This is a genomic window from Arthrobacter sp. 18067, from assembly GCF_902706295.1.
Lineage (GTDB): Bacteria > Actinomycetota > Actinomycetes > Actinomycetales > Micrococcaceae > Arthrobacter.
This window is the reverse complement of record NZ_CACSJJ010000001.1, coordinates 54,391-70,290: the sequence shown is the minus strand read 5'-3', so window position 1 is coordinate 70,290 and position 15,900 is coordinate 54,391. Positions and strand designations below refer to the sequence as shown.

Annotated in this window: 11 protein-coding genes; 7 read left to right on the top strand and 4 right to left on the bottom strand. The window is 63.6% G+C overall.

Going from position 1 to position 15,900, the window contains the following annotated elements; translation table 11 throughout:
• The first annotated feature begins 56 nt into the window (after window positions 1–56).
• Both GVL04_RS00275 and sufU read left to right on the top strand, forming a co-directional pair.
• Window positions 57–1,382, top strand: a complete 1,326-nt coding sequence (locus GVL04_RS00275) for a cysteine desulfurase (protein ID WP_159697834.1) — start codon at window positions 57–59, stop codon at window positions 1,380–1,382.
• Between the two features lie 87 nt (window positions 1,383–1,469).
• Complete coding sequence (gene sufU / locus GVL04_RS00270) at window positions 1,470–1,922, top strand: Fe-S cluster assembly sulfur transfer protein SufU (RefSeq protein ID WP_159697831.1); 453 nt, start codon at window positions 1,470–1,472, stop codon at window positions 1,920–1,922.
• Window positions 1,923–1,943: 21 nt separating this feature from the next.
• Here the strand turns inward: sufU and nhaA are convergent, their stop codons facing one another.
• The 4 genes from nhaA to GVL04_RS00250 all read right to left on the bottom strand — a co-directional run bounded on the left by nhaA (window position 1,944) and on the right by GVL04_RS00250 (window position 5,723).
• Complete coding sequence (gene nhaA / locus GVL04_RS00265) at window positions 1,944–3,260, bottom strand: Na+/H+ antiporter NhaA (protein ID WP_159697828.1); 1,317 nt, start codon at window positions 3,258–3,260, stop codon at window positions 1,944–1,946.
• A 156-nt stretch (window positions 3,261–3,416) separates the two neighbouring features.
• Window positions 3,417–3,638 carry an SCO4848 family membrane protein gene (locus GVL04_RS00260; protein WP_089594213.1) on the bottom strand — a complete coding sequence of 74 codons (222 nt, stop codon included), beginning with the start codon at window positions 3,636–3,638 and terminating at the stop codon, window positions 3,417–3,419.
• 1 nt (window position 3,639) lies between these two features.
• Window positions 3,640–4,137, bottom strand: a complete 498-nt coding sequence (locus GVL04_RS00255; protein WP_159697825.1) for a DUF2505 domain-containing protein — start codon at window positions 4,135–4,137, stop codon at window positions 3,640–3,642.
• 47 nt (window positions 4,138–4,184) lie between these two features.
• On the bottom strand, window positions 4,185–5,723 hold the full coding sequence (locus GVL04_RS00250) for an SDR family oxidoreductase (protein ID WP_159697822.1): 1,539 nt from the start codon (window positions 5,721–5,723) through the stop codon (window positions 4,185–4,187).
• Between the two features lie 109 nt (window positions 5,724–5,832).
• On the opposite strand from GVL04_RS00250, the gene mfd reads away from it, so the two are divergent.
• The 5 genes from mfd (at window position 5,833) to GVL04_RS00225 (ending at window position 15,899) form a co-directional block, all read left to right on the top strand.
• The gene (mfd, locus tag GVL04_RS00245) at window positions 5,833–9,459 is read left to right on the top strand and encodes a transcription-repair coupling factor (protein ID WP_159697819.1); all 3,627 of its coding nucleotides are present in this window, start codon (window positions 5,833–5,835) and stop codon (window positions 9,457–9,459) included.
• Between the two features lie 4 nt (window positions 9,460–9,463).
• Complete coding sequence (locus GVL04_RS00240) at window positions 9,464–10,273, top strand: metal-dependent hydrolase (RefSeq protein ID WP_159697816.1); 810 nt, start codon at window positions 9,464–9,466, stop codon at window positions 10,271–10,273.
• 230 nt (window positions 10,274–10,503) lie between these two features.
• Window positions 10,504–11,301 (top strand): glycosyltransferase, encoded by a 798-nt coding sequence (locus tag GVL04_RS00235; protein ID WP_159697813.1) that lies wholly within the window; start codon window positions 10,504–10,506, stop codon window positions 11,299–11,301.
• On the top strand, window positions 11,298–12,737 hold the full coding sequence (locus GVL04_RS00230) for a glycosyltransferase family 4 protein (protein WP_159697810.1): 1,440 nt from the start codon (window positions 11,298–11,300) through the stop codon (window positions 12,735–12,737). The genes GVL04_RS00235 and GVL04_RS00230 overlap by 4 nt, the downstream gene beginning before the upstream one ends.
• A 36-nt stretch (window positions 12,738–12,773) precedes the next feature.
• Window positions 12,774–15,899 (top strand): oligosaccharide flippase family protein, encoded by a 3,126-nt coding sequence (locus tag GVL04_RS00225; protein WP_159697807.1) that lies wholly within the window; start codon window positions 12,774–12,776, stop codon window positions 15,897–15,899.
• The last annotated feature ends 1 nt before the right edge of the window (window position 15,900 follow it).

Genomic DNA, 15,900 nt, shown 5'->3' with positions numbered 1-15,900 from the left:
ACGCGGCCCTCCGTGGGATAATGGGGAGTCCCTGAAGGATTTCCAAGGAGCGCCCCTTGACTGCCGTATCAACCCCCGCCTCACTGCAGCGGTCCGTGCATGCCATGGACAACGCGGAGGTGTTGCGGATCCGGAACGACTTCCCGGTGCTGGACCAGCTGGTCAACGGTAGACCCTTGATCTACCTCGATTCCGGCGCCACGTCGCAGAACCCGCTCAGCGTCATCGAGGCCGAGCAGGAGTACTACGAGCAACGCAATGCCGCAGTTCACCGCGGCGCGCACCACCTCGCCGTGGAAGCCACCGAGGTCTTCGAGGACGCACGACAGACCGTCGCGGACTTCGTAGGTGCCCGGTACGAGGAAACCGTGTGGACCTCCAACGCCACCGAGGGCCTCAACCTGGTCAGCTATGCCCTGTCCAACGCTGCTCTCTGGGCAGCGCAGGGGAGGGGAGGCTCGGCGTTGAAGGGCCTGGCCATCGGTCCGGGCGACGAGATCGTGGTCACCGAGATGGAACACCACGCCAACCTCATCCCCTGGCAGGAACTCGCCTTCAGGACAGGAGCCACGCTCAAGTTCATCCCCGTTACGGACGAGGGGACCCTGCGGCTCGACGCCGCCGCTGACATCGTGGGGGAGCGGACCAAACTCCTGGCCTTCACTCATGCATCGAACGTCCTGGGCACCATCAACCCGGTGGCGGAGCTGGTGGCGCTCGCCCGCCGGGTTGGATCCCTGGTTGTCCTGGACGCGTGCCAGTCCGTGCCGCACATGGCTGTTGACGTCAAGGAACTGGACGTAGATTTCGCCGTGTTCTCGGGGCACAAAATGTTGGCGCCCACCGGGGTTGGCGTGCTGTACGGCAAGCAGGAACTCCTTGATGTCCTGCCGCCGTTCCTGACGGGCGGCTCCATGATCACCACTGTCACCATGGAACGGGCGGAGTACCTGCCAGCGCCCCAGCGGTTTGAGGCCGGAACCCAGCGCATCTCCCAGGCCGTGGCGCTCGCAACCGCCGTCAATTACCTCACCGAGACAGGCATCGACCGCATCCATGCCTGGGAATCAACGCTGGGACAGCGCCTCGTCAAGGGCCTCGAAAGCATCGACGGCATCCGTGTCGTCGGTCCTGCTTCAGGGTCTGAGCGGATCGGTTTGGCCGCGTTTGACGTCGCCGGTGTCCACGCCCACGACGTCGGCCAGTTCCTTGACGACCGCGGCATCGCCGTTCGCGTCGGCCACCACTGCGCCCAACCGCTCCACCGCCGCCTGGGACTGACGGCCACTACGCGTGCAAGTACTTACCTCTACAACACAACGGACGACGTCGATGCTTTCCTCGACGCGGTTTCCGGGGTCCGGGCCTACTTCCAGGCCTGACAAGCGCCGAAGGCCTTTTGGCCGGACGGCCGTCAATCAACGATTTCGCCAGAACTGGCATCAACCACCGGACAGGCAACAACCACCATGAGTCTTGACCAGCTGTACCAGCAGATCATCCTGGACCACTCCAAGCAGCGTCACGGCAGCGGACTGGCAGAAACGGCTGCCCCCGTAGGGGCATCCACCGGCCAATCGCACCAGCTGAACCCTGTGTGCGGGGACGAAGTGACGCTGCGGCTCGCCGTTGCGGACGGAACAGTCCAGCAGATCAGCTGGGACGGTGCCGGCTGCTCCATCTCCATGGCGTCGGCCTCGGTGCTCAGCGAGCTGGGTGAAGGCATGTCAGTGGAGGAACTGCACGCCGTGATAGAGAACTTCCGCGAGGTCCTCCGGTCGCGTGGCAAGGTCCAGGCGGACCCGGAGATCCTCGGCGACGCCGCCGCGTTCGAAGGCGTCGCCCGCTACGCAGCCCGCGTGAAATGCGCCATGATCTCCTGGGTTGCTGCGGAAGACGCACTCAACCAGGCCACGGCCTAGCCCTTCCGAAGCACCCGCGCGTCAGGCGCGGGCAAAGATGTCAGGTACGCCGTCGCCGTCGTCGTCCCGTTCTTCATCCGCCTGCACCTGGCGGTAGCGCCGGTTGCGTGCCTTAAGCACGACGGCGGCCAGCAGCGCCGCAATCAGGGAACCTGCCAGGATGGCCACCTTGGCGTGGTCATTGTGTGCCGAAGCGGTCCCGAAGCTCAGCTCGCCGATCAGCAGCGAGACGGTGAACCCGATGCCGGCCAGGAGCGCCAGTCCGAAGAGGTCGATCCAGGCAATGCTGGAATCGAGGCTTGCGCGGGTGGTCTTGGTGACCAGGAATGTGGTGCCGAAGACGCCCACGGCCTTGCCCACCACCAACGCTGCCACAATGCCGACGGCCACGGGATCCCTGAGGGCTGCGCCCATGCCATCGAATCCGCCCAAGGCCACGCCGGCTGAGAAGAACGCAAAGACTGGTACGGCAAACCCTGCAGAGAAGGGGCGCAGACGGTGTTCGAAGTGCTCTGCCAGGCCCTCGGCAGGCTCTCCCTTTTTGCCGCTGGCCAGAACTGGAACGGCGAAGCCCAGCAGGACCCCGGCCACGGTGGCGTGGATGCCGGAGGCGTGGACGAAACCCCATGTGGCCAAGGCCAGGGGGACGAGCAAGTACCAACTGCGGATCCGCTTCTGGACCAGGAAGGTGAAGAGGGCGAGCGGCACCAAGGCCGCCAACAGCATCAATGGCTGGAGCCCCGTGGAGTAGAAGAAGGCGATAATGCCGATGGCGATGAGGTCGTCCACCACGGCGAGAGTCAGTAGGAAGGTCCGCAGGGCAGCCGGCAGGTGCGTGTTGATGACGGCCAGCACAGCAAGGGCGAAGGCGATGTCCGTGGCGGTGGGAATGGCCCAGCCCTTGAGCGTTTCGGGGGATCCCAGGTTGAACAGGACGAAGATCAGCGCTGGAACCACGACGCCGCCGACGGCCGCGGCCACCGGGACAACTGCCCGGGCCGGTTTGCGGAGTTCTCCGGCAACGAATTCGCGCTTGAGCTCAAGGCCGGCGAGGAAGAAGAACACCGCCAGAAGCCCGTCCGAGGCCCAATGGCCAAGGCTGAGCTCAAGATGCCAGGGTTCGTAGCCGATCTTGACATCGCGGAGGGCGAAGTAGCCCTCTGATGCGGGGGAGTTTGCCCAGATCAGGGCAACGACAGTGGCCGCCAGGAGAAGGGCGCCGCCCACGGTTTCCGTGCGGAGAATGGAGAGGATCCGGCGGTACTCGGGGTACGTGGAGCGGGTGAAGACTTTGCTGGAGCTGCTGGTATCGGGCGAAGGGGGGAGTTGCTGGGCCACAGGGGCTCCTCACAGTGGGCGGGCGTTTGCGGGTACTGCAAAAAACCGCCGACCAGACTTCCCGGCACACCATTGTCCATCATACCCAACTGGGTAGCAGCAGAGCGCGTTATCAGCTCTCATAACGCGCTCTGCTGCTACTTGGTTGGGTGAAACCTAGGCGACGAGGCCCGCGATCCCAATGGCCGCCGTCGCAAGTCCGAGCACCATGGAGATGGTGACCAGCACGACGTGGACCGTGAGGAACTTTGTGGCCTTGCCTGCGGCATCGCGGGCGCGGGGGTCCTTCATGACGCGCTTGAGGAACTGCGGCCACACAACCAGGGACCAGACACCGGCAACGATCAGGACGACCGCAAGGATCGCGGGGATCTCCACGCTAGTGGCTTTCGAGCCAGGCCTGGGCCTGCTGTGACTGGATGTTCAAGGCCTTGCCCACCATGGGCTCCGCGGCGTCGGCGATCTTGCCACCGAGGAACGGAACAGAGGAGGATACGTTGCCTTCGAGTTCGATGCGGGTGTTGCTGCCATCGGCCACGAGGCGCTGAACAGCCGTGACGTCGAGGGGAGCCCCCGAGATCTTGAGGGCGATGTTGCTGGCGCGCGAGCCGTCGGCGGCAGGGGCTTCCCACTGCTCGGTCTGGGTGACCTTCAGGGTTTCGCCAACGAACTTGCGGGCAATGTCCGGCAGCCGCGTGGTGGGGAGGGTGCGGACAGTGGTGGTGCTGAAAGCACCGGCGGGGTCGCCGTCGATCGTGAACGATTCCAGGGAGCCGCCCACAAGTTCGCTCGTGTGACGCAGGAATTCCTCGTCGACAAATACGGCAGCAACGCGGTCAACGCTGTGCGGCAGGGTGGTGGATGCGCTCAGGGCCATGGGTCCTCCGTGGATGGTGGTGGTGAAGCTTTTTAGCTCCCAACATCCTACGGGTTGTCCGTGGCCACCCCCGAACCCTGCTTCTGCTCAGCCTCCTGAAGTGTCATGGCCGCCGCCGAAATGTTGCGCGCCATCGACGGGAAGATGAACCCATGGAACGGGTACACGCCCAACCAGTAAAGCCTTCCCGCCAAACCGCGGGGGAAGAAGATGGCGCGCTGCTTGTAGAGGCTCCCACCGCCGTCGGGCTCTACTGCCAGTTCCAGCCAGGCGCCGCCGGGTGCCCTCATCTCGGCGCGCAGGCGCAGCAGGCGCCCTCGATCGATGGCCTCCACCCGCCACCAATCCACCACCTCGCCGGTATTCAGTGTCTTGGGGTGACGGCGCCCCCGCAGCAACCCGGCGCCGCCCTGCAACTTGTCCAGCCAGCCACGAACGCGCCAGGCCAAAGGCAGTGAGTACCAGCCGTTCTTGCCGCCGATGCCTTCGATGATGGTCCAGACGTGTTCGGGCTTGGCTTCGCTGTGGAAGGCCCGTTCATCCAGGAACACTTTGTAGCCGGCCCAGTCGGGGTCGCTCGGAAGCGGATCGGCATCGATGCCGGCGTTGGCCCAGGTGGTCTCCACTTGGACGTCCCGTTCCTTGCCGAGCGCCAACGCGACGGCGCGGCGGTAGGGCGTCAGGCCGCCGTCGGGCTGCGGGAAGTAGTCGTCGACGTCGTGCTCCCGCGACACAGCGTCGTGCTGCAGTGACTGCACCAGGGGCAGGGACATGGACAGTGGAATGGGTGTTACCAGGGCAACCCACAAGCCGGCAAGCTTGGGTGCCGGGACGGGGAGCGCAATGACCAAGCGACGGGGAAGTCCGCGTTCCACGGCGTACTGGTTCATCATGTCCTTGTATTTCAGGACGTCCCGGGACCCAATGTCGAAGGATCGGTTTAACTTTCCCGGAAGTGCAGCGGCGGCCACGAGGTAATGGAGCACGTCGCGGACGGCGATGGCTTCAACCCGGTTGTTGACCCAGCTCGGTGCGGGCATGACGGGGAGGGTTTCGGCCAGGTGGCGGATCATCTCGAACGAGGCCGACCCCGAACCGATCACCACACCGGCTTGGAACACGATGGCGTCCACCGGAGATTCAAGGAACACCCTGCCCACGGTCTCGCGCGAACGCATGTGTGTGGACAGTTCGGTCTTCTCCGGGTGCAGCCCACCAAGGTAAACAATCCTGTCCACACCGGCCTCCGCTGCGGCTCCTGCCACGAGCCGGGCCATGGCTTCTTCCTTGGACTCGAACCCGCTGCCTGACGCCATGGAATGGACCAGGTAGTACAGGACATCCACGCCGTCCAGTGCGTCGGCGAGGCCTTCGGCGTCGGACAGGCTGTTCTCGACGATTTCGACGTCGTCATGCCAGGGAACGTCGGCGATCTTCTGTGGCGTACGGACCAGCACTTTCACTCTATGGCCGGCTTCGAGGAGCCGGGGAACCAGGCGGCCGCCGATGTATCCCGTGGCGCCGGTGACCAGCACGGTCTTGGTGTCCTGCGGGGTATTGGAATGCGTAGCTTCCGAAGGCTGCAAAGGAACTCCTGGGGCTGGGGGTAGAGGTAGGCTGGAATGACCCGGCGTTCATCTGAATTTCCGGGCATTTGTGTTGCCTGCCCTTGGACCCACCCTAGGAGTTTCTGTCATGAGCCTCAACGGTCTGCGCCGCGCATTGGCGGAGGACAAGACGTTCGCGCGCGTTCGAACGGAGGCACAGCGGCCTTTCAGTGACCGCAACACCGACTACCAGATCAGCGCGCCTACAGGCATGCGCGCCGTGCTGCTGGCGGAAATGGCAGATGCGCTGGCTGGGACTGAGGGCACCGGCGCTCCCGTGGTTCTCGCCGTCACGGCAACCGGCCGCGAAGCCGAGGATCTCACGGCCGCGCTGGGCTCCTATCTGCCTGCGGACTCCATCGCCACCTTTCCCAGCTGGGAAACCCTCCCGCATGAGCGGCTGTCGCCGCGCTCGGACACCGTTGGCCGCAGGCTCTCCGTCCTGCGCCGCCTGACCCACCCTGAAACGTCGACGGCGGCCCCGTTGCGTGTGGTGGTGGCCCCGGTCCGCGCCGTGGTCCAGCCCATTGTTGCCGGCCTCGGCGACCTTGTTCCGGTGACACTGCAGGTGGGACAGGAACGCTCCTTCTCGGAGGTTGTCCGCGCGCTCTCCGATGCCGCCTATGCACGGGTGGATATGGTGACGCACCGCGGCGAATTCGCAGTCCGCGGCGGCATCCTGGACGTCTTCCCGCCCACCGAGGACCACCCGATCCGGGTGGAATTCTTCGGCGACGAAGTGGACCAGATGCGTTGGTTTGCCGTTGCTGACCAGCGCTCGCTGTCCGCCCCCGGGATCCACCACCCGACGGAACTGCACGCACCGCCGTGCCGGGAGATCCTGATTACGCCCTCCGTGATGTCCCGTGCCTCGAAGCTGAAGGCCGACATGCCTGCCGCAGCCGACATGCTGGAGAAGATTGCGGGCGGCATCGCAGTCGAGGGCATGGAATCCCTCGCACCGGTGCTTGTGGACGCCATGGTCCCGTTCGTGGACCAGCTCCCGGCCGGCTCGCTTTCCGTGGTGATCGAACCGGAGAAGGTACGCACCCGCGCACACGATCTCGCGGCGACCAACGAGGAGTTCCTCGAAGCTGCCTGGTCAACAGCGTCCGACGGCGGTGCGGCGCCCCTTGACCTGTCGTCCCAGGCCTCCGCGGACCTGCATGCCGCCAGTTTCAGGTCCCTCACCGACACCCGCTCCGCCGCCCTTGCACACGACGTTTCCTGGTGGTCCATCACCTCGCTTGCCTCGGACGAGGACCTGGTACTGGACATCGACGTCCTCAACATGCGTGCCCGCGAACCGCGTGGATACCAGGGCGAGGTGGCCGAGATGCTGGAGTTCATCGGCTCCCGCGTCCGCGAGCAGTGGCGTGTGGTGGTGGTGACCGATGGTCCCGGGCCCGCCCAGCGCCTTGCCGAGCTGTTCCACGACGCCGACATTCCGTGTTCCCGTGTGGAGTCCTTGGATAAGGAACCCCAGCCCGGAATCATCGAGGTGACCACTGCCGCCGTCGGACGTGGTTTTGTCCTGGACGGCCTCAAACTGGGTCTGTTGACCGAAGCCGACTTGCTGGGTCGCGCCACGGCCAGCTCCACCAAGGACATGCGGCGCATGCCGTCCAAGCGTCGCAACGCAGTGGACCCGCTGCAGCTGCACGCCGGTGATTCCGTAGTGCATGAGCAGCACGGCATCGGCCGGTTCGTCGAGCTCATCCAGCGCAAGGTCACGGGTACGTCGGCCTCGGATGCCGGGCTGCGCGAGTACCTGGTCCTGGAGTATGCCCCGTCCAAGCGCGGCGCCCCGGGTGACCGGCTCTTCGTGCCCACCGACCAACTGGACCAGGTGACCCGCTACGTCGGCGGGGACACTCCGGCGTTGAGCAAGATGGGCGGAGCGGACTGGGCCAGCACCAAGTCCAAGGCACGCAAGGCTGTCAAGGAAATCGCCGGTGAACTGATCCGGCTCTACTCCGCCCGCATGGCATCCCGGGGCCACGCCTTTGCCCCGGACACCCCATGGCAGCGCGAACTCGAGGAAGCCTTCCCCTATGTGGAGACGCCGGACCAGTTGACCACCATCAACGAGGTCAAGGCGGACATGGAACGGGAGATCCCCATGGACCGTCTGGTGTCCGGAGACGTGGGCTACGGAAAGACCGAGATCGCAGTTCGCGCGGCGTTCAAGGCTGTGCAGGACGGCAAGCAAGTGGCTGTCCTGGTGCCCACCACACTGTTGGCGCAGCAGCACTACGAGACGTTCACGGAGCGTTTCTCCGGTTTCCCGTTGCGCGTCAAGCCGCTGTCCCGATTCCAGAGCGGCAAGGAAGCCAAGGAAACAGCTGAGGGCGTCAAGAGCGGCGCCGTGGATGTGGTGATCGGCACGCACCGGCTCTTGTCCAAGGACTTCGAGTTCAAGGACCTTGGCCTGGTGATCGTGGACGAAGAGCAGCGCTTCGGTGTGGAGCACAAGGAAGCGCTCAAGAAGATGCGCACCAACGTTGATGTACTGGCCATGAGTGCTACGCCGATTCCGCGAACCCTGGAAATGTCCCTCACAGGTATCCGGGAAACCTCTACCTTGGCGACGCCTCCCGAAGAACGCCACCCCGTGCTGACCTACGTGGGGCCGTACACCAACAAGCAAACGTCTGCCGCCATCCGCCGCGAACTCATGCGCGAGGGACAGGTGTTCTTCGTCCATAACCGGGTTTCCTCGATTGAGCGCATCGCGGCGCAGATCCGCGAGCTGGTCCCGGAAGCAAGGGTGGAAGTGGCGCACGGGCAGATGTCCGAAAGCCGCCTTGAGAAGATCATCGTGGACTTCTGGGAGAAGCGCTTCGACGTGCTGGTGTGCACCACCATCATTGAGACCGGCCTGGACATTTCCAACGCCAACACCCTGATTGTCGATGGCGCGGACAAATATGGGCTTTCGCAGCTCCACCAGCTCCGGGGCCGTGTTGGCCGTGGCCGCGAACGGGCCTACGCCTATTTCCTTTATCCTTCCGAGAAACCATTGGGCGAGGTAGCTCTGGAGCGTCTCAAAGCCGTGGCAGCCCACAACGAGCTGGGCGCCGGCATGCAGTTGGCCATGAAGGACCTCGAAATCCGTGGTGCGGGAAACCTGCTGGGTGGTGAACAGTCCGGCCATATCCAGGGAGTGGGCTTCGACCTCTACATCCGTCTGGTGGGCGAGGCTGTTGCCGAGTACCGCGGGGAGGCCGAGGAAAAGGCGGCCGAGATGAAGATCGAGCTCCCCGTTAACGCCCACCTGCCCCACGACTATGTGCCCGGCGAAAGGCTGCGCCTTGAGGCGTACCGCAAGCTTGCTGCGGCCATTAGCTATGAAGCCATCGACGAGGTCCTTGCAGAGCTCGTGGACCGGTACGGCGAGCCGCCGCTGCCCGCCCAAAACCTCATTGCCGTGGCGCGCTTCCGGGTGGGTGCCCGCGAAGCCGGCCTGTCCGACGTCGCACTTCAAGGCAACTTCATCCGCTTCTCGCCGGCGCAATTGCCCGAATCCAAAACCATGCGCCTGAACCGCATGTACCCGGGTTCGCAGGTCAAGCCTGCCTTGGACTCCGTGCTGATTCCCAAGCCCAAGACTGCCAGAATCGGTGGACGGGACCTCCAGGACGCCGAAATCCTGCAGTGGGCCAACAACGTCATCGAAGCAATCTTTACCGACGTCCCCGTGAAGGCTGGCTAACCGAATGATGGGAGGACATCACGCCGCGTCAGGTGCCGCGGCGTGGATAGCTATTGCCTCAAGCGGCCCCTATGCGTTGGGCTGGTACCCCTTGGATTCCACCGGCATCCTGATCGGAGCCATGGCGACGGCGGGAACTGCCTTGGTCTGCGACTGGGACCATCGGCACAGCACGATCGCGAATTCGCTGCCGCCGCTGTCGAACGCGATCGCCGTCGGAATCGAGAAGGCCAGCGGCGGGCACAGGCAGGGTACGCACTCTCTGCTGGGAGCCTCAGCCTTCGTGGTGCTCGCGGCCATGGCCGCACAGTTCCAGATGGTAACCCCGGTGGGCAAGCTTTCCGTGGGTGCAGGGCTGCTGTGTATGTTCATGATCAACCTTGCCGCCAAGGCCTTGAACTTGTTTCCCAAGTCCGGATGGATCACTAACTGGCTTTTCGCCTTGGTGATGGCCGGACTGGTGACTTGGTTCGCACCCGATCAGTGGGGCTGGTTGCCGTTGTCCATGCTGACCGGTGTTGTGGTGCACATCGTTGGTGACATGATCACCGTCGGCGGTGTGCCGCTTTTATGGCCAATTGTCATCAAGCCACCAAAATTCCTGCGAAAATCCCTTATCAGCGGAATTTGGCGGGCAAACGGCGCCTTCTCCATTCCGTTGCTGGGGCGGGCTGGTTCGCGGCGTGAATGGCTGGTCCTTATTCCTGTCAGTGGATATGCCATGGTGGGAATGATTGCTCCGGCCTGGACGCTTGCCCAGCAGCATTGGCCCGGAGTTCTGGCCGCTTTGGGCGGTTTTCTTCCCTTGCCTTAGGGGTGCAGCAGGCTTAGTATTGCCGCACCTGCCGTGAGGCATATGTAACATCGGTGGAATATTTGAAATGACCCCCTACAAGTAGTGGGTTGCTGCTAAAACTGCGTACTCCGCCGCCGGACCAAGGGCCACTCCCTGAGATTTCGAGTAGTGACTACTCGTGCCTTCCACGTAGAACCCCTAATAGCTTGGACCTCGACGTCAAATTGTTTGACTAAATGGAGGTTCAGATGGATCTGCTCCACTCGCACAGTATCCATACAGGCAGCAGGGGGAGTTTTCAGGCACGGCAGGGGACCGATTCGCTTCGCCGTTCACAGGTAGATCTTGAAGTTGTTATTCCTGCCTATAACGAGGCTGCCCGAATTCCTGGAACGCTCATCCAAGCCGTCGATTTCCTGGCCGGGCAGCCGTGGTCGTCCCGCATTGTGGTGGTGGACAACGGCAGCGTAGATGAAACGGGCGCCGTAGTCCGCAGGATATCCCGCGACAAAGGAAGCGAAATTCCTATTTCCGTGGTGGGGTGTTCTCGCCGCGGCAAAGGGGCGGCAGTCAGCAGGGGCTTGCTCAGCGGAACATCCAGGTACACGGGCTTCTTTGACGCTGACCTGGCGACACCGCTTGAAACACTGATCCCGACGATGGCCCACTTGGAAGAGGGCGCCTCCGCGGTCATTGCTTCCCGCCACGCGCCAGGTTCCACCTTTGTCCAACCTCAACAATTGGGGCGCCGGGTGGGCGGAACGGCCTTTCGTGTGCTGACGAAATCGAAAGTCAAAGGCATTTGGGATACGCAGTGTGGCTTCAAGTTTTTTGAACGGGCCGCACTGACAGCAGCCATGGTCCAGTGCCGCACCACCGGCTTTGCTTTCGACGTTGAACTGCTCCTCCGGCTCCAGCACCAAGGGGCCCGGATTGTTGAATTACCCGTTGCCTGGACGGATGTAGCAGCGTCTACTTTCCGGCCGTTCAAGGACGGAATTTCCAGTTTTGCCTCAGTTCTCCAACTACAAAAGGCGATGCCGTGACCGAACCCTTGGGAAATGCCAACCTCCCGGCGCAATTGGCCGGTCAACGGATCCTCGTCCTGAACTGGCGTGACATCAGGCACTCACAAGCCGGCGGAGCCGAACAATATATGCATGAAATCTCGCGTCGTTGGGTCGATTTCGGCGCCGAAGTGACGTGGTTCACCGGCCGTGAAGATCATCAGCCCGCCGAGGACGTCATTGATGGCATCCGGGTGGTCCGTTCTGGCGGCCCGTTGTCCCTCTATGGCAAAGCAGCCCTCAGAATGGTGCGCACGCGCAGCCGGTTTGACGCCGTTATTGACTGCCAAAACGGGATTCCGTTCTTTTCGCCACTGTTCCTGCCTAGGGAAATGCCCATCGTTCAATTGATTCACCATGTCCACCAGGAACAATTTCGAACCCGCTTTTCGGCTCCGATGGCCGCCGTGGGCCGCTTGCTCGAAAGCACAGGGGCCAAGGCAGTCTATGGACGACGGGCCATTGCGGCAGTATCGCCATCCACCCGGCTGGAGCTGCGCAAGCTTGGGTTCCCCGGTGCCATCCACGTGGTTCCGAACGGAACCATCGAGGTGCCACAGACCGTTGGCCCCCGCGATCCCGAGCCGACGGTCGCCGTCGTCAGTCGATTGGTACCGCACAAACGGCTGGACCTGCTGTTGGGCCAGTTTGCCATTGCCGCGGCAAGCGTACCCAAACTCCGCCTGGAAATAATGGGCGATGGTCCCGAGCGGCCGCGTTTGCAGCAACTGGCCATGGACCTGGGCCTCGATGACATCGTGACATTCCACGGTTACCAACCCAACCACGTCCGCAACAGCCTGCTGAACCGAGCGTGGCTCACCGTTTCGACATCAGCTTCGGAGGGCTGGGGTTGCTCGGTGATTGAGGCGGCCGCGTGGGGTGTTCCCTGCCTGGCGCTGCGCGTTCCAGGCATTCGGGACTCGGTGGTTCACGGGAGTACGGGGTGGCTGGTGGACACGGCCGCCGAGTTCGGTCCCGCGTTGGTGGCCGCCCTCGAGACACTCTCCGAACAGCGTGAGGCGGGCGCGATGTCGGCCAGATGCCAGGACTGGGCCCGTTGCTTCACCTGGGACCGCAGCGCAGCCTTGCTCGCCGGGGTACTCATGGAAGAAAAAGCCTTCCGTCGTGAAGGCATCGACGCCGGCGCTTCGTCATCGGACATGTCCACGCTGGTGCACTTTGACATGCCTGCCGGCGCCAATCTGGAAGCCATCCTTCGGCCAACCGACGAGGTGTCCGAAAACCAAGGGCGGGTGTCAGTGATGATGAAGGGCAGGGACGAATTCGAGGCCTTCGCCATCATGAGGCGCATTGGCGTTGTATCTGCCGAACTCCGCGCCGTGGGACGGAGCACGCTCCTGGCCGGTCCTGGAAGCACGTTCACACCTGCAGACGCCGTTGAGGGCATGTAGCGGACACCAGTCCATGGGGGAATTCGAGGGGGAAAAATGACTGACACTTTGCGTGCGCTCGATACGAAGGCAGACGCCGCTTCAGTGAACCTGCCGGAACGGCCACCCGGACCAACACCGGACCGTGTGCCGGAAACAGCATCGCAAACGGGCGGCGACGCCAGCGCCAAAGTAGCTGAAAACAGTGGCTTCCTTTCCGTAGCAGCTGGTTTGGTGGGGGTAGTCAGCTATGCCTGCACACTGCTCATGGCCAACATGCTGGGCACGGCGGACTACACCCAGTTCGCGGCCGGGGCGATGCTGCTGGGTGTCGTGGGCATCGTCGCTTCCGCCCTTGTTCCCCTTCCCCTGTCCCACTTTGTGGCCGTCCACCCGGCAGGTTCGGATGGACGCAAGGACGGCATGGCCTTCTCGGTGTTCGTCTCCCTCATTGCAGGCATCGTTGCCGCGGTGATAACGGGCGCACTGACGCTGGCCTTCGCGACGCCGGCACTCGCCGCTGCTGTAGCGCTGGGTTCGCTGGCCATCTTCCTGATGGCGGCGCCGTCGGGCTGGCTGCAGGGTGAGCTGCGATTCAAGTGGTACGCGCTGACAACCATCGGCGAAGTGCTCCTGAGGCTGGTGTTCAGCCTCCTGGTGGTGGTCCTTGCCTGGGGCGCTGTGGGAGCGATCCTAGGATTCGCTGTGGGCGCGCTGGCACTCGTGGTTGTTCCTTGGTCCTTTTACCGGGACCTCCAGTGGCGCCCGGGTGTCCTGCGGCAACGATGGCGGTGGGCTGAGACCAGTGACATCGCGTCCGTCCTGTGCGTGGTGTCGGTTCTGGTTGGCGTGGATGTAGTTGTGGTGGCGTTCCTGGATGAAGGATCCGCCGCCGCAGGATTCCAGGCGCTGGCTACTATTGCCAAGGGCCCGGTCTACGTTGCGGCGGGCACCGCGTTGGTGGCGTTTCCTTTGCTCCGCCGCCAGGGCGCCGATGTCCGCCAGGTACTCGCCGCCGCCTTCGCCTCCTTCAGCCAGCTCGCCGTGGTGGCGTTTGCCATTATCGCCACTGCCCCCCATGTTTTTGCCGGCCTGATCATTCCGGAGAAATACCACGGTTCCTTGGAACTCCTGCCGTGGCTTGCAGCCGCCGGGTTGGGCTACGCAGTCCTCACCGTCCTGGCCACGATCCTGCTCGCGCTGCGGGCATACCGGCGCTGCCAAATCGGCTTGGCGTGCGCCTGCCTCCTGGTAATGGCAGGGCTCTGGTTGGGGTGGCACCTTGCTGCGGTCAGTGGCCTGGCCATGGGCTCTGCGATCGGCGCTGTCCTGGCAGCGGTAGTAATGACGCTCATTTCATGGCCGGTCCTCGCGGACGTTGGTCCGGTGAAGGGTGCCGGACGCTTCATGACCGGCGCTGCCGCCCTGCTGCTGGTCCTCGCCGTGGCCAGTGCAATTCAGCCCTTCGTGTGGCTGGTCCTTGCGACCATCAGTGGCGTAGCGGTGCTGGCCCATCAGCGCGGTCTGTTGCCGCGGACGCTGGGCATTGGGACGATTCGACGGCGGTTCGCGGCACGGTCGCGGAGGGGCCGGAGGTCCACATCCCAAAAGCCCGTCAGCAGCGCTTTTGCGGCAACTATGGTCCGGGTGGTTTCCAGTCCGGCAGCAGTCTTCGTTGCCGTGTCCGCTGCTGCCTTTGGAGTGCGGGCCTTTGGCTTGGAGCGCGGCTTTGAAGTGTGGGTGGATGAGTTGCTCTATGTTCGTCTGGGGGAGTCGCTGACGACCGGCCAGGTCCCTACCCTTCCGGATGGCCCGTTCTTCCTGCACCCACCGGGCTTCTTCCTGCTGGAGGCCGGAACCATCAAGCTCTTTGGAATCTCCGGCGACATCGTGGAAGTAGTGCTGCAGCTCCGCTGGCTCAACGCCGGCCTGGGAGCAATCACCGTTGGCTTGGGATTCCTTCTGGTCAGAAAGCTTGCAAGCACGACGGCGGCATGGCTCACCGCGGTGGTCCTGGCCTTCGAACCCTTCATCCTGCGGAATAACAGCCATGCGTTCCTGGAGACGGCAGCGATGGCCTTCGTGCTCGCGGGCTTCCTTGTGTTGACGGGCACCCGTCAAACGGTGGGGAAGCTGCGGCTCACTGCTGTCTTGACCTTGCCTGTTGTCCTGCGGCTGATCGGGGCTGGACTCCTGCTGGGATACGCCGTCTTGTGCAAGGACTTCTTCATCATCTGCACAGTTGGTCCCGTCGTCGTCGCCGTGATCTGGAAGCGGACCCTGCCATGGCGGCAGGCCGCCGTCGTGATTCTTGCAGCGGCCGTGCCGTACGCGGCGTACCTGGCCGTTGCGGCCTCGCAAGCCCACTTGCCGGATTGGATCGATGCGAAGACCAGCGGCCTGCTGCGGGCTTCGGGACTGGAAAAGAGTACGGGCTTCACCGCAGAAGGTTCACCGAACATCGTTACCAGGCTGATCGAACAGAGTGGACACTTTGGCACCAGCTACCTCCTGCTGGCCCTGTGCCCCTTGGCCGGTGCGATGCTGTGCTTCAGTTACCGGGCAGACCGGCGGCTGGTTGGCCTCGCCGGCCTCGCTTTGGGAGCTGCCGGGGCTTACAGTGCCGCGTTTGGCACCTTCGAGGAACAGTATGGGTATGGCGTCATGATCGCCGGGGTGCTGTGTTCGGTTCTTGTGGTGGTTGAGCTCCGGGAGAGGTACGTGCGGGGACGGACGTTCCTGGCCGTCGCCAGTCTGTGCTTCGTGGCCTTGACTGTGGTGCTGGGTGCCCGGACCGCACTGACGGTTGACAACGGCTTTGTCCAGGTCAAGGACTGGGTGAAAACCAACCTCCCGCAGGAGGCCAGGGTAAGTGTCACCAACAGCACGGGTGAGTTCGCTTTTGCCGACGATCCACGGTTTGGTGTTTGGCCGTCTGCGCCCCTGATGCAGGGAGCCGGGGCAAGTTATATCCTGACGCAGTCACACCCCACAAGCCAAGGCTACGGCTACGCGAGGCCCGAGATGCTGACCTGGCTCAAGGAGCACGCAACACCCGTGTTCAGTGCCGAGGGACCCACCAACGGTGCCACCACGCTGTGGTTTGTGGCACCTGCCGAACTCAGCGCCGGAGCTGCCGACGGCACGGGCACGCCCTCCAAAACCTACGAAACGGAACGGTGAA